Annotated in this window: 12 protein-coding genes; 8 read left to right on the top strand and 4 right to left on the bottom strand. The window is 70.8% G+C overall.

The window, feature by feature from the left end; all coding sequences use genetic code 11:
* The first annotated feature begins 26 nt into the window (after window positions 1–26).
* The 3 genes from SD455_RS02465 to SD455_RS02475 all read left to right on the top strand — a co-directional run bounded on the left by SD455_RS02465 (window position 27) and on the right by SD455_RS02475 (window position 4,388).
* Complete coding sequence (locus SD455_RS02465; RefSeq protein ID WP_445507142.1) at window positions 27–764, top strand: ABC transporter ATP-binding protein; 738 nt, start codon at window positions 27–29, stop codon at window positions 762–764.
* Window positions 761–3,238: an FtsX-like permease family protein gene (locus SD455_RS02470; RefSeq protein ID WP_445507143.1), complete on the top strand. Its 2,478-nt coding sequence runs from the start codon at window positions 761–763 to the stop codon at window positions 3,236–3,238. Before SD455_RS02465 ends, SD455_RS02470 begins: the two co-directional genes overlap by 4 nt.
* Window positions 3,239–3,761: 523 nt before the next feature.
* Window positions 3,762–4,388 (top strand): endonuclease domain-containing protein, encoded by a 627-nt coding sequence (locus tag SD455_RS02475; protein WP_139827833.1) that lies wholly within the window; start codon window positions 3,762–3,764, stop codon window positions 4,386–4,388.
* Window positions 4,389–4,426: 38 nt separating this feature from the next.
* Here SD455_RS02475 and SD455_RS02480 read toward each other — a convergent pair whose 3' ends face one another.
* The 4 genes from SD455_RS02480 to SD455_RS02495 all read right to left on the bottom strand — a co-directional run bounded on the left by SD455_RS02480 (window position 4,427) and on the right by SD455_RS02495 (window position 8,768).
* Window positions 4,427–5,437 carry an NAD(P)-dependent alcohol dehydrogenase gene (locus SD455_RS02480; protein WP_445507144.1) on the bottom strand — a complete coding sequence of 337 codons (1,011 nt, stop codon included), beginning with the start codon at window positions 5,435–5,437 and terminating at the stop codon, window positions 4,427–4,429.
* A 62-nt stretch (window positions 5,438–5,499) separates the two neighbouring features.
* On the bottom strand, window positions 5,500–6,360 hold the full coding sequence (locus SD455_RS02485) for a carbohydrate ABC transporter permease (protein WP_445507145.1): 861 nt from the start codon (window positions 6,358–6,360) through the stop codon (window positions 5,500–5,502).
* On the bottom strand, window positions 6,357–7,346 hold the full coding sequence (locus tag SD455_RS02490; RefSeq protein ID WP_445507146.1) for a carbohydrate ABC transporter permease: 990 nt from the start codon (window positions 7,344–7,346) through the stop codon (window positions 6,357–6,359). Before SD455_RS02490 ends, SD455_RS02485 begins: the two co-directional genes overlap by 4 nt.
* Before the next feature lie 3 nt (window positions 7,347–7,349).
* Window positions 7,350–8,768, bottom strand: coding sequence for an ABC transporter substrate-binding protein (locus tag SD455_RS02495; protein WP_445507147.1), 1,419 nt, complete (start codon window positions 8,766–8,768; stop codon window positions 7,350–7,352).
* A 112-nt stretch (window positions 8,769–8,880) separates the two neighbouring features.
* Here SD455_RS02495 and SD455_RS02500 point away from each other — a divergent pair, with 112 nt between their 5' ends.
* The 5 genes from SD455_RS02500 (at window position 8,881) to cydC (ending at window position 16,026) form a co-directional block, all read left to right on the top strand.
* Window positions 8,881–9,855: a sugar-binding transcriptional regulator gene (locus tag SD455_RS02500; RefSeq protein ID WP_445507148.1), complete on the top strand. Its 975-nt coding sequence runs from the start codon at window positions 8,881–8,883 to the stop codon at window positions 9,853–9,855.
* Window positions 9,856–10,049: 194 nt separating this feature from the next.
* Complete coding sequence (locus SD455_RS02505) at window positions 10,050–11,462, top strand: cytochrome ubiquinol oxidase subunit I (protein ID WP_344685197.1); 1,413 nt, start codon at window positions 10,050–10,052, stop codon at window positions 11,460–11,462.
* Window positions 11,463–11,475: 13 nt separating this feature from the next.
* On the top strand, window positions 11,476–12,519 hold the full coding sequence (gene cydB / locus SD455_RS02510) for a cytochrome d ubiquinol oxidase subunit II (RefSeq protein ID WP_445507149.1): 1,044 nt from the start codon (window positions 11,476–11,478) through the stop codon (window positions 12,517–12,519).
* A gap of 19 nt (window positions 12,520–12,538) precedes the next feature.
* On the top strand, window positions 12,539–14,275 hold the full coding sequence (cydD, locus tag SD455_RS02515) for a thiol reductant ABC exporter subunit CydD (RefSeq protein WP_445507150.1): 1,737 nt from the start codon (window positions 12,539–12,541) through the stop codon (window positions 14,273–14,275).
* Entirely contained in the window at window positions 14,272–16,026 is a 1,755-nt protein-coding gene (gene cydC / locus SD455_RS02520; RefSeq protein WP_445507151.1) for a thiol reductant ABC exporter subunit CydC, read from the top strand. The genes cydD and cydC overlap by 4 nt, the downstream gene beginning before the upstream one ends.
* Window positions 16,027–16,294 lie beyond the last annotated feature (268 nt).

Genomic DNA, 16,294 nt, shown 5'->3' on the forward strand with positions numbered 1-16,294 from the left:
CCTGGGGCGACCGTACCGTGGATCCCATGACGCACACATCTGCCGTCGCCGTGAAGGCGACCGACCTTATCAAGACCTACGGCACGGGGGACGCCGCCGTCCGTCCGCTGAAGCGCCTCAGCCTGGAGATCCCCGCCGCCCGATTCACCGCCGTGATGGGCCCCTCAGGATCCGGGAAGTCCACCCTGATGCACGTGCTGGCCGGACTCGACGCCCCCGACGGCGGCAGTGTGATCGTCGGCGACGTGGAGCTCACCGGACTGGACGACCGGCGACTGACCCGTGTGCGCCGGGAGCGCATCGGATTCATCTTCCAGGCCTACAACCTGGTTCCCTCGATGACCGCCGAGGAGAACATCCTGCTGCCCTCCCGCCTGGGGCGCACCAGTGTGGACCGGTCCTTCGTGGAGCTGGTGGTCGAGCGACTGGGTCTGACCGGGCGACTCCACCACCGGCCCTTCGAGCTCTCCGGCGGCCAGCAGCAGCGCGTGGCCGTGGCCCGCGCGCTGGTCTCCCGCCCGGACGTGATCTTCGCCGACGAGCCCACCGGCAACCTGGACCAGGCCGCCGGGGCGGAGGTGCTGGACCTGCTGCGCGCCGCCGTCGACGAGTTCGGCCAGACCGTCATCATGGTCACCCACGACGCCGGCGCCGCCGCACGCGCCGACCGGACCGTCCTGCTGGCCGACGGGCGGCTGGTGGACACCCTGGAGGCGCCCACCGCCGAGCAGCTGGCCGCCGCGATGATCGAGGTGGGCCGATGAACCCCGTGCTGCGCGCGAACCTGCGCTCCGGCGGCACCCGGCTGTTCGCGGCGGGTGCCGCCATCGCCGTGGCGGTGGCCTTCGTGGTCACCTCGCTGCTGATGGTCGACGCCTTCAGCCGCACGATGGAGTCCCAGGCGGAGGCGGAGGCCGCCGGGGCGGACCTGATGGTGGAGGTCTCAGGCCTGGTGGACGACCCGGAGGCGCCCGCGGCCCTGGCCGAACAGGTCCAGGACCTCGACGACGTCGGGGATGCCCAGCTGATCCGCAGCGCCTTCGCCCCGGCCGAGATCGGGGGCCGGGACGGCTTCCTGGGCGTCTCCGAGCTGCCCGAGCATCTGCCGGTGGATTTCCCCGAGGGACGGGCGGCCGAGGCGGCCGATGAGATCACCGTCACGGAGCAGTTTGCCGACGCCTATGGCCTCACGGTGGGCGATGCTGTGACACCTGAGGATCCCGCAACCGGCGACGCCGGGGATCCCTACACCGTGGTGGGCCTGATCAGCGGCATCCAGCGCGCCGGATCCGCCTTCGTCTCGTCCGCCGGCATGGATGCCTTCCCGGAGGAGGCCTTCCCGGAGTCCATCCGGGTGGTGCTGGCTGACACGCTGCATGGAGATGCCGGCGCCCAGCGGATCGTCCAGGATCAGATCCTGGAGCTCGCCCCTGAGGCCTCGGTGCTCACGCATGAGGAAATCGTGGAGGCCTGGCTGGAGGACCTCTCCGGCACCAGCGACATCCTGGTGACCATCGGGCTGGGCTTCGGTGCGATCGCCGTCTTCGTGGCCGGTCTGGTCATCACCAACACCTTCGGGGTCCTGGTGGCCTCCCGGATGTCCACGCTGGCGCTGCTGCGCGCCGTGGGCGCCACCGCCCGACAGCTGAAGCAGGCGACCCTCACCGAAGGCGCGCTGCTCGGCGTCGTCGGCTCCGCCGTCGGCGTCGTGCTGGGCTACGGGGCCGCCTATGGGCTCGGCACCGCGGCCCAGGCGCTGTGGCTGGAGGACTTCGCGTCGGTGCGTCTCACCGCCGTCGCCGTCGTCGTGGGTCTCGCGCTGGGCACCGTGGTGACGGCTGCGGCCAGCCTGTTCCCCGCGCTGCGGGCCGGACGGACCTCACCCATGCAGGCGCTGCGGCCCGCGGACGTCGCCCCCGCCGAGGGTGGGGTGCCGCGGGTGCGGACCACGATCGGCGCCGTGCTGGCGGTGCTGGGCCTGGGATCGGTGGCGGCCGCGGCGGCGCTGACCAGCCCGCTGCTGGGGGTGGCCGGTGCAACACTCGGGTTCCTGGGCGTGCTGCTCGCGGCTCGGGCGATCGTGCCCGCCGTGGTGCGCGGTCTGGGGCTGCTGCTGGCACGGATCACTGGCGGAGAGGTGCCCCGGCTGGTGGCGCAGAACGCCCGGCAGACGCCGGGGCGACTGACCACCACCACCTCGGCGCTGCTGATCGGTGTCACCCTGGTGGTCACCATGACGGTGGGGGCCGCCACCGCGCAGCGTTCCCTGGATGAGGAGCAGGCCGACCGCTACCCGGTGGACGCCGCGGTGGCCTCCACGGACGTCGGCGCCGCGGTGGACGCCGAAGACGCCGTGACCGGCTCCGCCACGGTGCCGGGGGAGCCTGCCGAGGTGACCGCTGAGGACGGCACGGAGGCCCCGGCCCAGGTGGTGGCCGCCTCCACCGAGACGGTGGCCGAGATCGCGCGGCGGGACGACCTGCTGCCCGAGCCGGGACAGGCCCTGCTCTCGGCCTCCTTCTACGAAGGCGAGCAGCCGGTGGCGCAGTGGGGCGAGACGGCGACGGTGACGCTGAAGGCCGCCGGCGAGGAGCCGCTGCAGGTCCAGGGCGAGATGGCCGGATGGCTGCCCCCCGGCACCGTGGTGGTCAGCTCCGCCGCCGGCTGGGATCTGCAGGAGGCCGAGGGGCAGACCTGGATGCGCTTCAGCGACACCGCCACGGTGGATGAGGTGATGCAGGTCAGCGGCACGCTCACCGATGTGGCGGGGGAGGAGACACCGGCCACGGTGGAGGCGGCCCTGTCCCGGGCCTCGATCTCCGGAGTGATCGACACGGTGCTGCTGGTGGTGCTGGTGCTGCTGGCCGCCTCCGTGGTGGTCGCAGTGATCGGGGTGTCCAACACGCTGGCGCTCTCGGTGTTCGAGCGGCGCCGCGAGGCCGCCCTTCTGCGGGCGCTGGGCCTGAGCCGCGGCGGGGTGCGTCGTCTGGTGTCCACCGAGGCGGTGCTCATGGCTGTGGTCGCGCTGCTGCTCGGCGGCGGCCTGGGCGTGTTCTTCGGCTGGGCCGGGGTGACCTCCCTGGTGGCCGAGGACGTCATGGGTGTCGCGCTCGCGGTCCCCTGGGGCCGGTTGGGGCTGATCGCCGCAGCGGCGCTGGCCGCCGCCGTCGTCGCCTCCGCGCTGCCGGCTCGCGCTCTGGGGAGGACCCAGCCCGCGGCGGGCCTCTCCCAGGAGTAGCCCTCCCCTGCTGCGCCTGCGTTGCCTCCGCGGTTTGGGCCCTTTTCAGGTCTCATGCGGGCTCATAAGGGCCCAAACCGCGGAGGCAATCTGGTCGGAAAGCAGTTTTCCACAGGGTGCCCACGGCGGCGGACACGGGGCGGCGTGATCGGGCAGGCTGAGAGCCATGACGACGCCGCGTCCTCTGCCCCCGCAGCTGCGAGACGGTGTCTTCTCTAGACGTCAGGCCGAAGCGCTGGGGGTCCCTCCGAAGCGGCTTCGTGCCCGAGACATGCGACGCGTGGGCCGTGGACTGTATGAATGGGTCGGCTCTGCCGACATCGAGCCTCTGACGGCTCCGATCCCTGACGCTGGGAGCCCCGAGTGGTTTCGGCTGCTGAAGACGGTGCAGGAGGAATACCGATCCACGTGGTTCAGTCATTCGACAGCGGCACGCATCTTCGGACTTCACCTGCCGTCTTGGGCCGATGAGCCAGACATCGTCCATCTCAGCCGACGGGGGCATTCGACGGGGGCGGAGCGAGTGGCCGGACTCGTTCCGCACATGGTGGTCGCCGAAGAGGGTGAAGTCGTTCGGCACGGCGCCCTGTGGGTCAGCCGTCCCGCACGGATCTTCTTCGACCTGATGGGTCGTCTCCCGGAGCGCGAACTGGTCGCCCTCGGAGATCAGCTCGTCCGGAGTCCGTACCCGGAACTCGAGGGGCGCGATCAGCCGTGGGAGACTCGAGAATCCCTGGCGGATCTCGTGGCGGCGCACAGGAAGACCAAGGGCATCGTGAAGGGGCGTCGGGCCGTCGAGAGAGTCCGAGTAGGGGCGGATTCGCGGCCGGAGACGCTGCTGCGGCTGGCGATCCAGGACACGGGCCTGCCTGAGCCGATGCTTCAGGTGCGCCCCACGCCGGGGAGCCCCTACCCGGGCGACCTCGGCTACCCAGAGCTGAAGATCGTCATCCAGTACGACGGCGGTACGCACTTCAGCGCGGCTCAGCAGGCCCGCGACCAGCGCCGGAACCATGCGTTCGAGCGTGCCGGGTGGACCGTCATCCTGGCGAACTCCGAGGATCTCCGAGAGGGGTTCGTCCGAGTGGTGGAGCGGATCCGGCTCGCTCGTGAGCGTTGTCTCCGCGGTTTGGGCCCTTTTCAGGCGTGATGCGGGCTCAAAAGGGCCCAAACCGCAGAGGCAACGCATCAGGACGGGTGCACGATCGCCTTCAGCGTGCGCGGGTCGGCTGCGGCCTCGAGCGCCTCGGCGGTCTGTTCCAGGCTGAAGCGTCCCGTGATGAGCCGGTCCAGGTCCACGCGGCCGGAGCGCACCAGTTCGATCGCGGTCGGCCAGGTGTTGGCGTAGCGGAACACCCCGGTGACCTCCAGCTCCCGGTTCTGCACCGCGGACAGCGGGATGGTCACGTCATCGGCCCCCATGCCGATCAGCACCGCGCGCCCGGCCGGGCCCAGTGCGCGCAGTCCCGCGTGGATCGCCGACGGCGCCCCGGAGGCCTCCAGCAGCACGTCGGCCCCCAGCCCGGACAGGTCCGTGCCGGCGTCGAGTGCGGCGGTCGCCCCGTGCGCCTCGGCCAGGCTCAGCCGCTCTGGGGACACATCGGTCACCGTCACTTCGGCGGCTCCGAGGGCCCGGGCCACCTGGGTGAGGATCAGCCCGATGGGGCCGGCCCCGGTGACCAGCACGTGATCCCCGACGCCGAGGCGGGACTTCCGCGCAGCGGCCACCGCCACCGACAGCGGCTCCAGCAGGGCGCCGGCCTCGTCGGAGATCCCCTCCGGCAGCCGGTGGGCGAACATCGCCGGGATCGTCACGTACTCGGCGAACGCACCGTCCACGGGCGGGGTGGCGAAGAACTGCACCTGCGGGTCCAGGTTGTACCGCCCGGCGCGGGCCTGGGCGGAGGACCAGTCGATGCGCTGCGGCTCCACCGAGACCCGCTCGCCGATCCGGGAGGCGTCCACGCCGTCCCCGACGGCGGCCACGACGCCGGCGCTCTCATGGCCGAGCACCAGCGGCTCCTCCACCACGAAGGGCCCGATCCTCCCCTCCCGGTAGTAGTGGACGTCGGAGCCGCAGATGCCTACGGCGGTGACCCGCACCAGCACGTCCCCGGGGTTCGGGAGCGGGACGGGCCGCTCCTCCACGGTGATCTCGCCGGGGGCCTGCAGCACGGCGGCACGCATGGTGGGGGTCATCGTGGGGTCCTCTCTGCCTGAGGGGGAGGGGGCGGACGTCGGGGCTGCGGAGCGCGGTCGGCTCATTTCACGGCGCCCATCGACAGGCCGCGGACCAGCTGCTTCTGGGCGAACCAGCCGGCCAGCACCACCGGCAGCGAGGCCAGCACCGAGGCCGCGGAGAGCTGGGCGAGGAACTGCCCCTCCGAGGTCATGGTGCTCATCAGGTAGATCGGCACGGTGGCGGCGTTCGCAGCGGTGAGGTTCAGGGCGAAGAAGAACTCGTTCCAGGCGAAGATCACGCAGATCAGGGCGGTGGCGGCGATGCCGGGGCTCACCATGGGGATCAGCACCCGGCGCATCGTCAGCATCAGGGAGGCGCCGTCCATGGAGGCCGCCTCGAGCACCTCGCCGGGCACCTCCAGGAAGAAGGAACGCATCATCCACACCGCGATCGGCAGGTTCATGGCCGTGTAGAGGATGATCAGCGTGACGATGTTGTCCAGCATCCGGATCTGCCCGGCGATCACGTAGATCGGCATGATCACCGCGACCACCGGCAGCATCTTGGTGGAGATGAAGAAGAACAGCACGTCCTGGGTGCGCTTCACCGGCCGGATGCTCAGCGCATAGGCGGCCGGCACAGCCAGGGCCAGCACCAGCAGGGTGGACACTGCGGTGGCGATCACCGAGTTCAGGAAGTACGCCCCGGCCTCGGAGGTGAAGACGGCCCGGTACTGGTCCAGGGTCGGGCTGAACAGGAAGCTCGGAGGCGAGGAGGCGGCGTCGGACTCCTGCTTGATGCTGGTCAGCAGCATCCACAGCACCGGGGCGAAGAAGATGAACGCCGCGAACCAGGCCAGCCCGGTCAGCAGCTTCCCGACGACGGCGTGCCGCCCGGCCCGGGTCCGGCCTGCGGTCGTGGTCTCGGCGACGACGGTCATGACTGCTCCTTGGAGTTGATGCCGCGGAAGATCAGCCGCAGGGCCAGCAGGGAGATGACGATGGTGGCGATCACGGTGACCACACCCATGGCGGCGGACTGGCCGATGTCGAAGCCGAGGAAGGCCCGCTGGTAGATGTAGAAGGGCAGGTTCGCGCTCGCGGTGCCGGGCCCGCCTGCGGTCATCAGGTAGATGTGGTCGAAGGTGTTGACCACGTAGATCGCCCCCAGCAGCACGGAGAGCTCCAGGTAGAACCGCAGGTGCGGCAGGGTGACGAACAGGAAGGTCTTCAGCGGCCCGGCGCCGTCGATGGAGGCGGCTTCGAGGACGTGCTTGGACTGGGACTGCAGCCCGGCCAGCAGGAGCAGCATCATGAACGGGGTCCACTGCCAGACCAGCGCCACCAGGATGGAGAAGATCGGGTGCTGGGAGGTCCAGTCCACCGGACCGAGCCCGATGAGTCCGATCAGCCAGTTCACCAGGCCGTAGGTGGGGTTGAACAGGGAGATGCTCCACAGCATGGCTCCGGCCACCGGCATGATGAGGAACGGGGTGATCAGCAGGGTGCGCACCACGCCGCGTCCGGCGAACTCGCGGTCCAACAGCAGGGCGAGGCCGAGCCCGAGCAGCACGGAGACGGCCACACAGCCCAGGGTGATGAGCACGGAGTTCAGCGCCGCGGTGCGGAACGTGGAGTCGATGAAGAGGTCGGCGAAGTTCTGCAGGCCCACGAACTGGTCGCCTTCGGGGCGCAGCAGGTTCCGGGAGCGCAGCGAGTACCAGATGGTCAGCAGGAACGGCACCTGAGTGCAGACGATGACGAACAGCAGGGCCGGCAGCAGAGGGAGCCGACGCCGGCGAGCCTCGGCCCGTGCGGCGGCGCGGGCGGTGCGGTGGTCGTGTCCTGCCGCACCTGACCGGCCTGACGAGGCTCCGGGGCGCGACGTGCTGGAGGTGTCGGTGCGGGTGTCAGTGGGGACGCTCATGGCTCATCCCTCCCATCCGTAGGTGCGGGCGACGGATTCGGCGAAGGTCTGGGACTGGCGCAGGGCGTCGGCGACGCTCTGCCGTCCGGCCACGGCCGCGGAGATCTGCTGGCCGACTCGGGTGCCGAGGTCCTGGAACTCGGGGATGCCGACGAACTGCAGCCCCGGATAGGGGACTTCGTGGACCATGCAGTTCTCCTGGGTGGCGCGGTCCATGGAGTGCAGGGTGGGTTCGGCGTAGTTCTCGGCGAGCTCGGCGTACTCGGGGATCTCATAGGTGGACAGCCGTGAACCGGGCGGCAGCGCCTCCCAGCTGAGCTCCTCGCCCACGAGCCGGAAGTAGTCGGGGTGGGTCATCCAGGCGATGAAGTCCCAGGCGGCCTGCTTGTGGCGGCTGGTCTCCGGAATGGCGAGGCTCCAGGCGTAGAGCCAGCCGGCGTCGTCGGTCTCCACCACGGGGGCCAGGGCGTAGTCGACGTCGCCCACCACGGTGGAGGAGGCCGGGTTCTCGATGCCGGAGACCATGGAGGAGGCGTCGTACCACATGGCGGCGTCGCCCTGGCTGACGCGGGTGAGGCAGTCGCCGAATCCGGAGGTGGCGGCCCCGGGCTGTCCCCAGGTGCGGACGGTGTCCACGTAGGTGCTCACGGCCGCCTCGACCTCGGGGGTGTCGAGCATGGGGCGCCAGTCCGGGTCGAACCAGCGGCCCCCGAAGGTGTTGATCACGGTGTTCAGCGGGGCCAGGACCTCGCCCCATCCGGCCAGCCCGCGCAGGGCGATGCCGGAGACGCCGTCCTCGGGGGCATGGAGGGCGGCGGCGAACTCGCGGACCTGGTCCCAGGTGGGCTGCCGGGGCATCTGGAGTCCGGCCTGCTGGAAGAGGTCTCGGCGGTAGACCAGGAAGGAGCTCTCCCCGTAGAAGGGCACCGAGTACTGGCGGCCCTCGTGGGAGAGCGCCTCCTTGATGGTGGGGATGAAGTCGTCGGCGTCGTAGCGGTCGGTCTCCGCGATGTAGGGGTCGAGGTCGGTGAGCCAGCCGTTGGCGGCCCACATGGGGGTCTCGTAGTTGGAGATCATCACGACGTCGAACTCGCCGCCTCCGGAGGCCACTGAGGCGGTGATCTTGGCCCGGGCCTCGTTCTCCGGCAGGGAGACGAAGCGGACGTCGACGTCGGGGTGGGCGGCACGGAAGTGGTCGATCAGCCCCATCGCGTCCTGCATCTGCGGGTTGGAGACGATGGCGACGACGATGCTCTCCCGGGTGCCCGCGGAGGACCGGGTGGTGGCGCAGCTGTTGAGGCCGAACGTGGCGGCGGTGAGGCCGGCGCCGAGTCCTGCTCCGAGGAGCGCGCGGCGGCTGGGGCGGGGCCCGCCCCGTGGTTCAGCCGGGACGGCGGTGGGGGATGTCGCGTGGGGTGTCATGGAGTCTGTTCCTCGCGAGAGATTCGATGGGTGCGCTCATATGAGTGTGATCTAGCGCTCATGTGATACGTGACTTTAGTCATATATGCTCGAATGAGCAAGCATGGGAGGCATGATGACCACCGATCCGCAGTCCGAGCGGAGCCATCTGGGGCTCCTGGCCGAGCTCGCCACGGAGTACTACCTGGAGGGGCTCTCGAAGGTGGAGATGGCTCGCCGCCACGAGCTCTCGCGCTTCCAGATCGCCCGTCTGCTGGACCAGGCGCGGGATGAGGGGATAGTGCGCATCACGATCGTCAACCCGTCCGACGCCGGCGCCGAGCATGACGATCTCGCCCGCGCCCTGGGGGTCTCCACCGTCACCGTGGTGGCGCAGCGCTCAGATGAGACTCTGCGCTCGGCGCTGGCTCGCCAGGTCGCCGACCTGCTGCCGCGTCGGCTCCACGACGACGCCCGCCTGGGTGTGGCCTGGTCCAGGACGCTGATGCACCTGTCCGAGCATCTCGGGGAGCTGCCCAAGGTCGACGTCGTCCAGCTGGTGGGGCCGGTCAGCGCGCCGGGCTCCACCACGGGGGACTCGGCCGCCCTGGTGCACCGGCTGGGGGCGCGGGCCGGTGGCCAGGTCTGGCCGCTGCCGACTCCGCTGATCGTGGAGTCCCCCGAAGTGGCCGCAGCCCTGCGCGCCTCCTCGGAGGTGCGCTCCGCCTTGGATGCGGCTGATGAGCTCGACGTCGCGGTGATCGCCATCGGTGCCTGGGATGCGGGGATCTCCACGGTCTGGGCCCGAGTCAGCGATGAGGAGAAGCAGCGGGCGCGCGACGCCGGGGCGATCGCCGAGTGCTCGGGCATCCTGTTGGACGCCCAGGGTCGGGTGGCGCGCACCGGCATGGAGGAGCGGGTGATCGGGGTGACGCCGGCCCAGCTGCGCCGCACGCGGGTGCTCGCCGTCGCGCCCGCGGTCGGGTATCCGGAGGCGGTGCTGGCCGCGGCACGCGGCGGCTTCGTGGATGACTTGGTGATCTCCGCGGAGCTGGCGGATCAGCTGATGGACCTGCTGGCGGCTGAGCAGCTGGACGCCCTGGGCTGAGCTCCTGAGCCGCCAAGGTCATACTTCTACAAGTTGTAGAAAAGTTTTCTACACGCTGTAGAATTCACAGGGAGGCGGGTCGCGAGGACGGCTCCCTCCACGCCACGACGGCCGGTCCGGCCCGGCGCTGAGCGCCGACGTCGGCACTGCCTGCGCGTGACGCGGCCCTTCTCAAGAGCCCTGGTGAGTGCCCCGTGGAAGAACTCTTCGACCCCCTGTCCCTGGCGCGCTGGCAGTTCGGACTGACCACGCTCTATCACTTCCTGTTCGTCCCGCTGACCATCGGGATGGCGCTGATGGCCGCCATCATGCAGACGGCCTGGCACCGCACCGACGACGTCAAGTACCTGAAGCTGACCAAGCTGTTCGGCAAGATCTTCCTGATCAACTTCGCCATGGGCGTGGTCACCGGCATCGTCCAGGAGTTCCAGTTCGGCATGAACTGGTCCGAGTACTCGCGCTTCGTCGGAGACGTCTTCGGCGCCCCGCTGGCCATCGAGGGTCTGGCCGCGTTCTTCTTCGAGGCGACCTTCATCGGCCTGTGGATCTTCGGCTGGGGCCGCATCCCCCGGCTGGCGCATCTGGCCTGCATCTGGACCGTGTTCATCGCCAGCACGCTCTCGGCCTACTTCATCCTGGCCGCCAACGCCTTCATGCAGAACCCGGTCGGCTACACCTTCAACATGGAGCGGGGACGCGCCGAGCTCACCAGCCTCTGGGAGGTGCTCAGCAACCCGGTGGTGCTGGCGGCCTTCCCACACACGATCTTCGCGGCCATCATGTTCGCCGCCACGGTGATGATCGCCGTCGCCGCCTGGCACCTGCGCCGCGGCCAGCACACAGAGACGATGCGCCCGGCGCTGAAGACCGGGCTCTGGGCCAATGTGCTGGCCTTCCTGGGCGTCGGGGTCTCCGGGGATCAGCTGTCCCTGGCGATGGTGGACGCCCAGCCCATGAAGATGGCCGCCGCGGAGGGGCTCTACGAGACCACGAACGCGGCGAGCTTCTCGATCTTCACGCTCGGCACTCCCGACGGCGCCTCCGAGCTGTTCTCCATCCGCATCCCGTACCTGCTCTCCCTGCTGTCCACCCACACGCTCGACGGCGAGGTCGAGGGCATCAACGATCTGCAGGCCCAGTACGTCGCCCAGTTCGGCCCCGGCGACTACACCCCGCTGATCTGGGTCACCTACTGGGCCTTCCGCTGGATGATCGGGCTTGGGGCGGTCTCCGCCCTGATCTCCCTGGTGGGACTGTGGCTGACCCGGAAGAACGCCCGGCAGCTGCCGGCCCGTCAGGAGCAGCTGATGTGGCGGATCTTCATCTGGGCCGCCCCGCTGCCGCTGCTCGCCTCCCTGGTGGGCTGGATCTTCACCGAGATGGGCCGCCAGCCATGGATCGTCTTCGGGCTGATGAAGACCGAGGCCGCCGTGTCCCCGAACGTCTCCGGCCTGGACGTGGCGATCTCCCTGGCCGCCTTCACGCTCATCTACGGGATTCTCGCCGTCGTCGAGTTCAAGCTCATCCTCAAGGCCGCCCAGGAGGGTCCGCCCGAGCTGGACGACGACGTCGACGCCGATTCCGACGACCTCGCCGTCGTGTACTGATCAGGAGCCCGCCATGGACCTCGCCCTGCTGAACCCCGCGCAGTTCGACCTCCCCACGATCTGGTTCGTGCTGGTCGCGTTCTTCTTCGTCGGCTACTTCGTGCTCGACGGCTTCGACTTCGGCGTGGGCATGTCCCTGCCGCTGCTGGGACGCGACGACACCGACCGCCGGGTCATGATCAACACCATCGGGCCGGTCTGGGACCTCAACGAGACCTGGGTGATCGTGGCCGGGGCGGTGCTCTTCGCCGCCTTCCCCGAGTGGTACGCCTCCCTGTTCTCCGGGTTCTACCTGCCGCTGCTGCTGATCCTGCTGGCGCTGATCGCCCGCGGGGTGAGCTTCGAGTACCGGCATCAGCGCAAGCACCCGCAGTGGACGCAGGCCTTCGACCGGATGATCATCATCGGCTCGGTGCTGCCTGCCTTCCTGTGGGGCCTGATCTTCGCCAACGTGGTCCGCGGGCTGCCCATGGACGCCGGCCACAACGTCACCGCGTCCCTGCTGGACCTGATCACCCCGTATGCCGTGCTGGGCGGGGTCACCCTGACCCTGCTGTGCCTGGTCCACGGAGCAGTGTTCATCGCGCTGAAGACCGACGGCGACATCCGCGGGCGGGCGCGTCGGCTCGCGGCGGTCGCCGGGGTGCCCGCGGCGGTGGCCGCCGTCGCGTTCCTGGCGTGGACGCTGAACCTGGAGACCTTCTCGGGGCAGCCGCTGCCGGCCCTGATGGCCGCCGTCGGTGCGGCCCTGGCGATGGTGGCCGCCCTGGTGGCCAACGCCGTCGGCCGTGAGGGCCTGGCCTTCGGCGCGATGGCGGCTACGGTCGGGCTGGCCGTGGTGACGCTGTTCCTGTCCCTGTTCCCGCATGTGCTGCCGTCCACCTCCGGGGAGGGCGGGCTGACCATCGTCAACGCCAGCTCCACCGATTACACGCTCACCGTGATGTTCTGGGTGGCCCTGGTGGTCACCCCGCTGGTGATCGGCTATCAGATCTGGACCTACTGGGTGTTCCGCCGGCGCCTGACGCGCGACCACATCCCCGCTGGGGCGCACTGAGGGCCGGGAGACGAGTGCCATGAAGCCTCTGGACCCCCGCCTGCTCCGTCACGCCCGCGCCGCCCGCGGGTTCCTGGTGCTGGCCGTGGCGCTGGGGCTGACCCAGGTGCTGCTGGTGCTGGCCTTCGCCGGACTGTTGGCGGGGGTGCTGACCACGGTGATCGCCGCCGTCGGGGTGCTGCCCGGGGACTGGGTGCCCGAGCAGCTGGTGGTGGCCGACCCGTCCTCGGGCAGGGCGCTGCTGGTCTCGGTGGCCCCGCTGCTGGGCGGCTTGGCGGTGGTGACGCTCGCTCGCGCGGGGGTCTCCTGGGCGATGGAGGCGGTGGCGGCGCGGGCGGCGGCACGGGTGAAGTCCCAGCTGCGCCGTCAGGCCGCAGAGGCGCTGGTGCACGGGCGCCACGACGGCGGCGGCTCCGCTGGCGGCGGCTCAGCTGGCCCGGCTCAGGCGGTCACCGTGCTGGGCTCCGGGCTGGACGCCCTGGACTCCTACTTCTCGCGGTACCTGCCGCAGCTGGTGCTCACCGTCCTGGCGGTGCCGATCCTGCTGGGCGTGCTGGCCACCCAGGATCTGACCACGGCGGTGATCGTGGCGCTGACCATGCCGCTGGTGCCGGTGTTCATGGTGCTGGTGGGCTGGTCCACCCAGTCCGCGCAGCAGCAGCAGCGCCGCCGACTGGACCGCCTGGGCACCGCCTATCTGGACCTGGTGGAGGGGCTCGCCACGCTGAAGATCTTCAACCGGCAGCACCGGCAGCGGCAGAACCTGCGTCGGCTCACCGACCAGCATCGCGGCGCCACGATGCGGGTGCTGCGGGTCAGCTTCCTCTCCGGGTTCGTGCTGGAGCTGGCCGCCAGCCTCTCGGTGGCGCTGGTGGCGGTCTCGGTGGGTGTGCGGCTGATCGACGGCGAGCTGGGGCTCTTCGTGGGTCTGTTCGTGCTGCTCATCGTCCCGGAGGCCTACGCGCCGCTGCGGCAGGTCGGCGCCCAGTATCACGCGGCCGCCGACGGCATCGCCGCCGCCGAGGAGGTCTTCGCGCTGCTGGAGGCCGAGCGGCGGGCCGAGCCGGGGGTCGATGCCGAGCCAGTCTCGGGCGAGGGGCCGCCGCCTGCTGCGGCGCTGGTATGCCGGGACGTCCAGGTGGGGCGCGGTGAGACTCTCCGCCTCGACCGCGTGAGCCTCACTGCCGAATCGGGCCGGATCACCGCGCTCGCCGGACCGTCGGGGGCGGGGAAGTCCACGCTGGCAGCCGCCGTCGTCGGCCTGGTGGACCACACCGGGGAGATCACCCTGCGCGCGGTGGACGGCACCGAGCGGCGGCCCAGCCGTGACGACGTCGCCTGGACCGGTCAGCGTCACGGCCTGCGGGCGGGCACGGTGGGGGAGAACATCGCCCTCGGTGAGCGGGGCCCGGACCGTGCCCAGGCTCGAGAGATCCTCGACGCGCTCGGGCTGGACGGCCTGTCCCTGGACCATCGCCTCGGAGTCCACGGCAGCGGGCTCTCGGGCGGACAGGCGCACCGCGTGGCGGTGGCCCGGGCGGTCCACCGGGCCCGGGTCCGGCGCTGCCCGGTGCTGCTGTTGGACGAGCCCACCGCCGCCCTGGACGAGGATGCGGAGCGGCTGCTGATCGACCTGCTGCGGGCCGAGGCCGACGCCGGACGCATCGTCCTGGTGATCAGCCACCGGCCCGCTGTGCTGGAGGCCGCCGATGCCGTGCATCGGCTCACCGACGCGCGGCAGGAGGCGCTGCGATGAGCATTCTCGCCCTGGCCCGTCCCAGGTGGCGCAGCCTGGCGCCCGGTGTGGCGCTGGGGGCGCTGTCCGGACTCAGCGCGGTGCTGCTGCTGGGGCTCTCGGCGTACCTGATCACGCGGGCCGCCGAGCAGCCGCCCATCCTCTACCTGGGTCTGCTGGTGGTGGGCGTGCGGGCCTTCGCCCTGTCCCGGGCGTTCTTCCGCTACCTGGAGCGGCTGAGCTCCCACGACGCCGCCTTCCGCACGCTGAGCACGCTGAGAGTCGGCCTGGTGGAACGGCTGATGCCGCTGGCCCCGGCCGGTCTGGCCGACCGCGGACGCGGGGACCTGCTCTCCCGGCTGGTCCGCGATGTGGACCAGCTGCTCGACCTGCCCACCCGCGTCATCCAGCCGCTGGCCTCCTCCGCCGTGGTGGTCCTGGCGACCCTGGCCGGGCTGGCGTGGTTCTCCCCGTCGGCCGCAGCGGCGCTCGCAGTGCTGCTGGCGCTCGCCCTGGTGGCCGGGACCTGGCTCAACGCCCGGATCAGCGGGTCCGCGGAGCGGCGCACCGCCGCGCTGCGGGGGCAGCTGGCCGATGAGGTCGCGGATCTGGCCACCGATGTGGAGGTGCTGTTGGCCTACGGTGCCGCCGACGAGCATATCCGACGGGTGGAGCGGGCCGACGCGACGCTGCGGACCGCCGAGCTGCGCGCCTCTGCTGGTGCCGGCGTCGTCTCCGCGGTGCTGACCGGGCTGACGGGTGCCGCCGTACTGGCGATGCTGCTGCTGGCCGTCCCGGGGCTGCAGCCCAGCGCTCCTTTGGGGCCGGAGTTCGTGCTCAGTCCCGGAACGGTGGACGGCCCGGTGCTGGCGGTGCTGGCCTTGGTGCCGCTGGCGGTCTTCGAGGTCGCGGCCGCGGTGCCGGCCGCCTGGTCCGCCCGACGGCGGGTGCGCGCCTCGGCGGCGCGCATCGCGGAGCTCACCGAGCAGTCCCGGCCGGAGGAGATCCCGGCCGACGACGGCGACGACGACGGCGACGACGACGGTGCGGTGGCTGTGGCTGGTGCGCCCCCCGCCGTCGGCGTCCTGCTGGAGCTTCGCGGGGTCACTGTCCGCTGGCCGGGCCAGCAGGTGGCGACGGCGGGGCCGGTGGATCTGCGGCTGGCGCCCGGGGAGCGGGCGCTGGTCACCGGCCCCAGCGGGTCAGGGAAGTCGGCGCTCGCGCAGGCGCTGGTGCGGCTGCTGGAGCATGAGGGCTCATGCCGGCTGGACGGTGTGGAGATCCGTGAGCTGTCTCCGGCCGCGGTGCGGCGTCGGGTGTGCCTGATCGAGCAGAGGGCGCACCTGTTCGACGCGACGGTGCGGGCCAATCTGAGCTTCGCCCATCCCGAGGGGCCGGAGGGGTGTGCTGACAGCCAGCTCTGGGAGGTTCTGGAGGCCGTCGGCCTGGGGGAGTGGGCGCGTGCCCGTGACGGTCTGGACACCCGGGTGGGCCGCGAGGGAGCGCTGGTCTCCGGCGGTCAGGCGCAGCGCATCGCGGTGGCCCGCGGGCTGCTCTCCCGGGCGGAGGTGCTGGTGCTGGACGAACCCACCGCACACGTGGACCCCGAGCTGGGGGACCAGCTCATCCGGGATCTGCTCGGGGCGGCGGCAGGATCGGGGACGAGTGACGGCTCCCGCAGCGTGATCCTGATGTCTCATGTGCCGGTGCCACAGGGGCTCGTGGATCACCACGTGGGGCTGAGGAGCGCGCTGCCTTCGGCAGAGGTGTGATGGGCGGGTGAATCGGATCCTCAGGTCGGCGAGAGATCCACGCAGCCAGTCCGGCGATGACGAGAATGCTCAGTCAGACCGCGCCGTAGGCTATAGCGGGGAGCTGATACTGGGTGGGACCGAAGGAGGTCCATGCCAGAAGCGGTGCGCCGAGCCGACAGCGTTGAGGGCGGCAGCGACGACACGAGGATTCTGGTTCATCGAACGGGCTGTTCGATCTCGGAGCTCCATGTGCTGGTGGGCTGGTGAAGAGGGCTGAAACCTGCGT

The sequence above is a fragment of the Nesterenkonia sp. K-15-9-6 genome (assembly GCF_052656005.1).

Excerpts from the sequence above, each read along its gene's own strand:
- SD455_RS02465 (WP_445507142.1), top strand. The coding sequence starts at position 27 with ATGACGCACACATCTGCCGTCGCCGTGAAGGCGACCGACCTTATCAAG.
- SD455_RS02470 (WP_445507143.1), top strand. The coding sequence starts at position 761 with ATGAACCCCGTGCTGCGCGCGAACCTGCGCTCCGGCGGCACCCGGCTG.
- SD455_RS02480 (WP_445507144.1), bottom strand. The coding sequence starts at position 5,437 with ATGACCCCCACCATGCGTGCCGCCGTGCTGCAGGCCCCCGGCGAGATC.
- SD455_RS02485 (WP_445507145.1), bottom strand. The coding sequence starts at position 6,360 with ATGACCGTCGTCGCCGAGACCACGACCGCAGGCCGGACCCGGGCCGGG.
- SD455_RS02490 (WP_445507146.1), bottom strand. The coding sequence starts at position 7,346 with ATGAGCGTCCCCACTGACACCCGCACCGACACCTCCAGCACGTCGCGC.
- SD455_RS02495 (WP_445507147.1), bottom strand. The coding sequence starts at position 8,768 with ATGACACCCCACGCGACATCCCCCACCGCCGTCCCGGCTGAACCACGG.
- SD455_RS02500 (WP_445507148.1), top strand. The coding sequence starts at position 8,881 with ATGATGACCACCGATCCGCAGTCCGAGCGGAGCCATCTGGGGCTCCTG.
- cydB (WP_445507149.1), top strand. The coding sequence starts at position 11,476 with ATGGACCTCGCCCTGCTGAACCCCGCGCAGTTCGACCTCCCCACGATC.
- cydD (WP_445507150.1), top strand. The coding sequence starts at position 12,539 with ATGAAGCCTCTGGACCCCCGCCTGCTCCGTCACGCCCGCGCCGCCCGC.
- cydC (WP_445507151.1), top strand. The coding sequence starts at position 14,272 with ATGAGCATTCTCGCCCTGGCCCGTCCCAGGTGGCGCAGCCTGGCGCCC.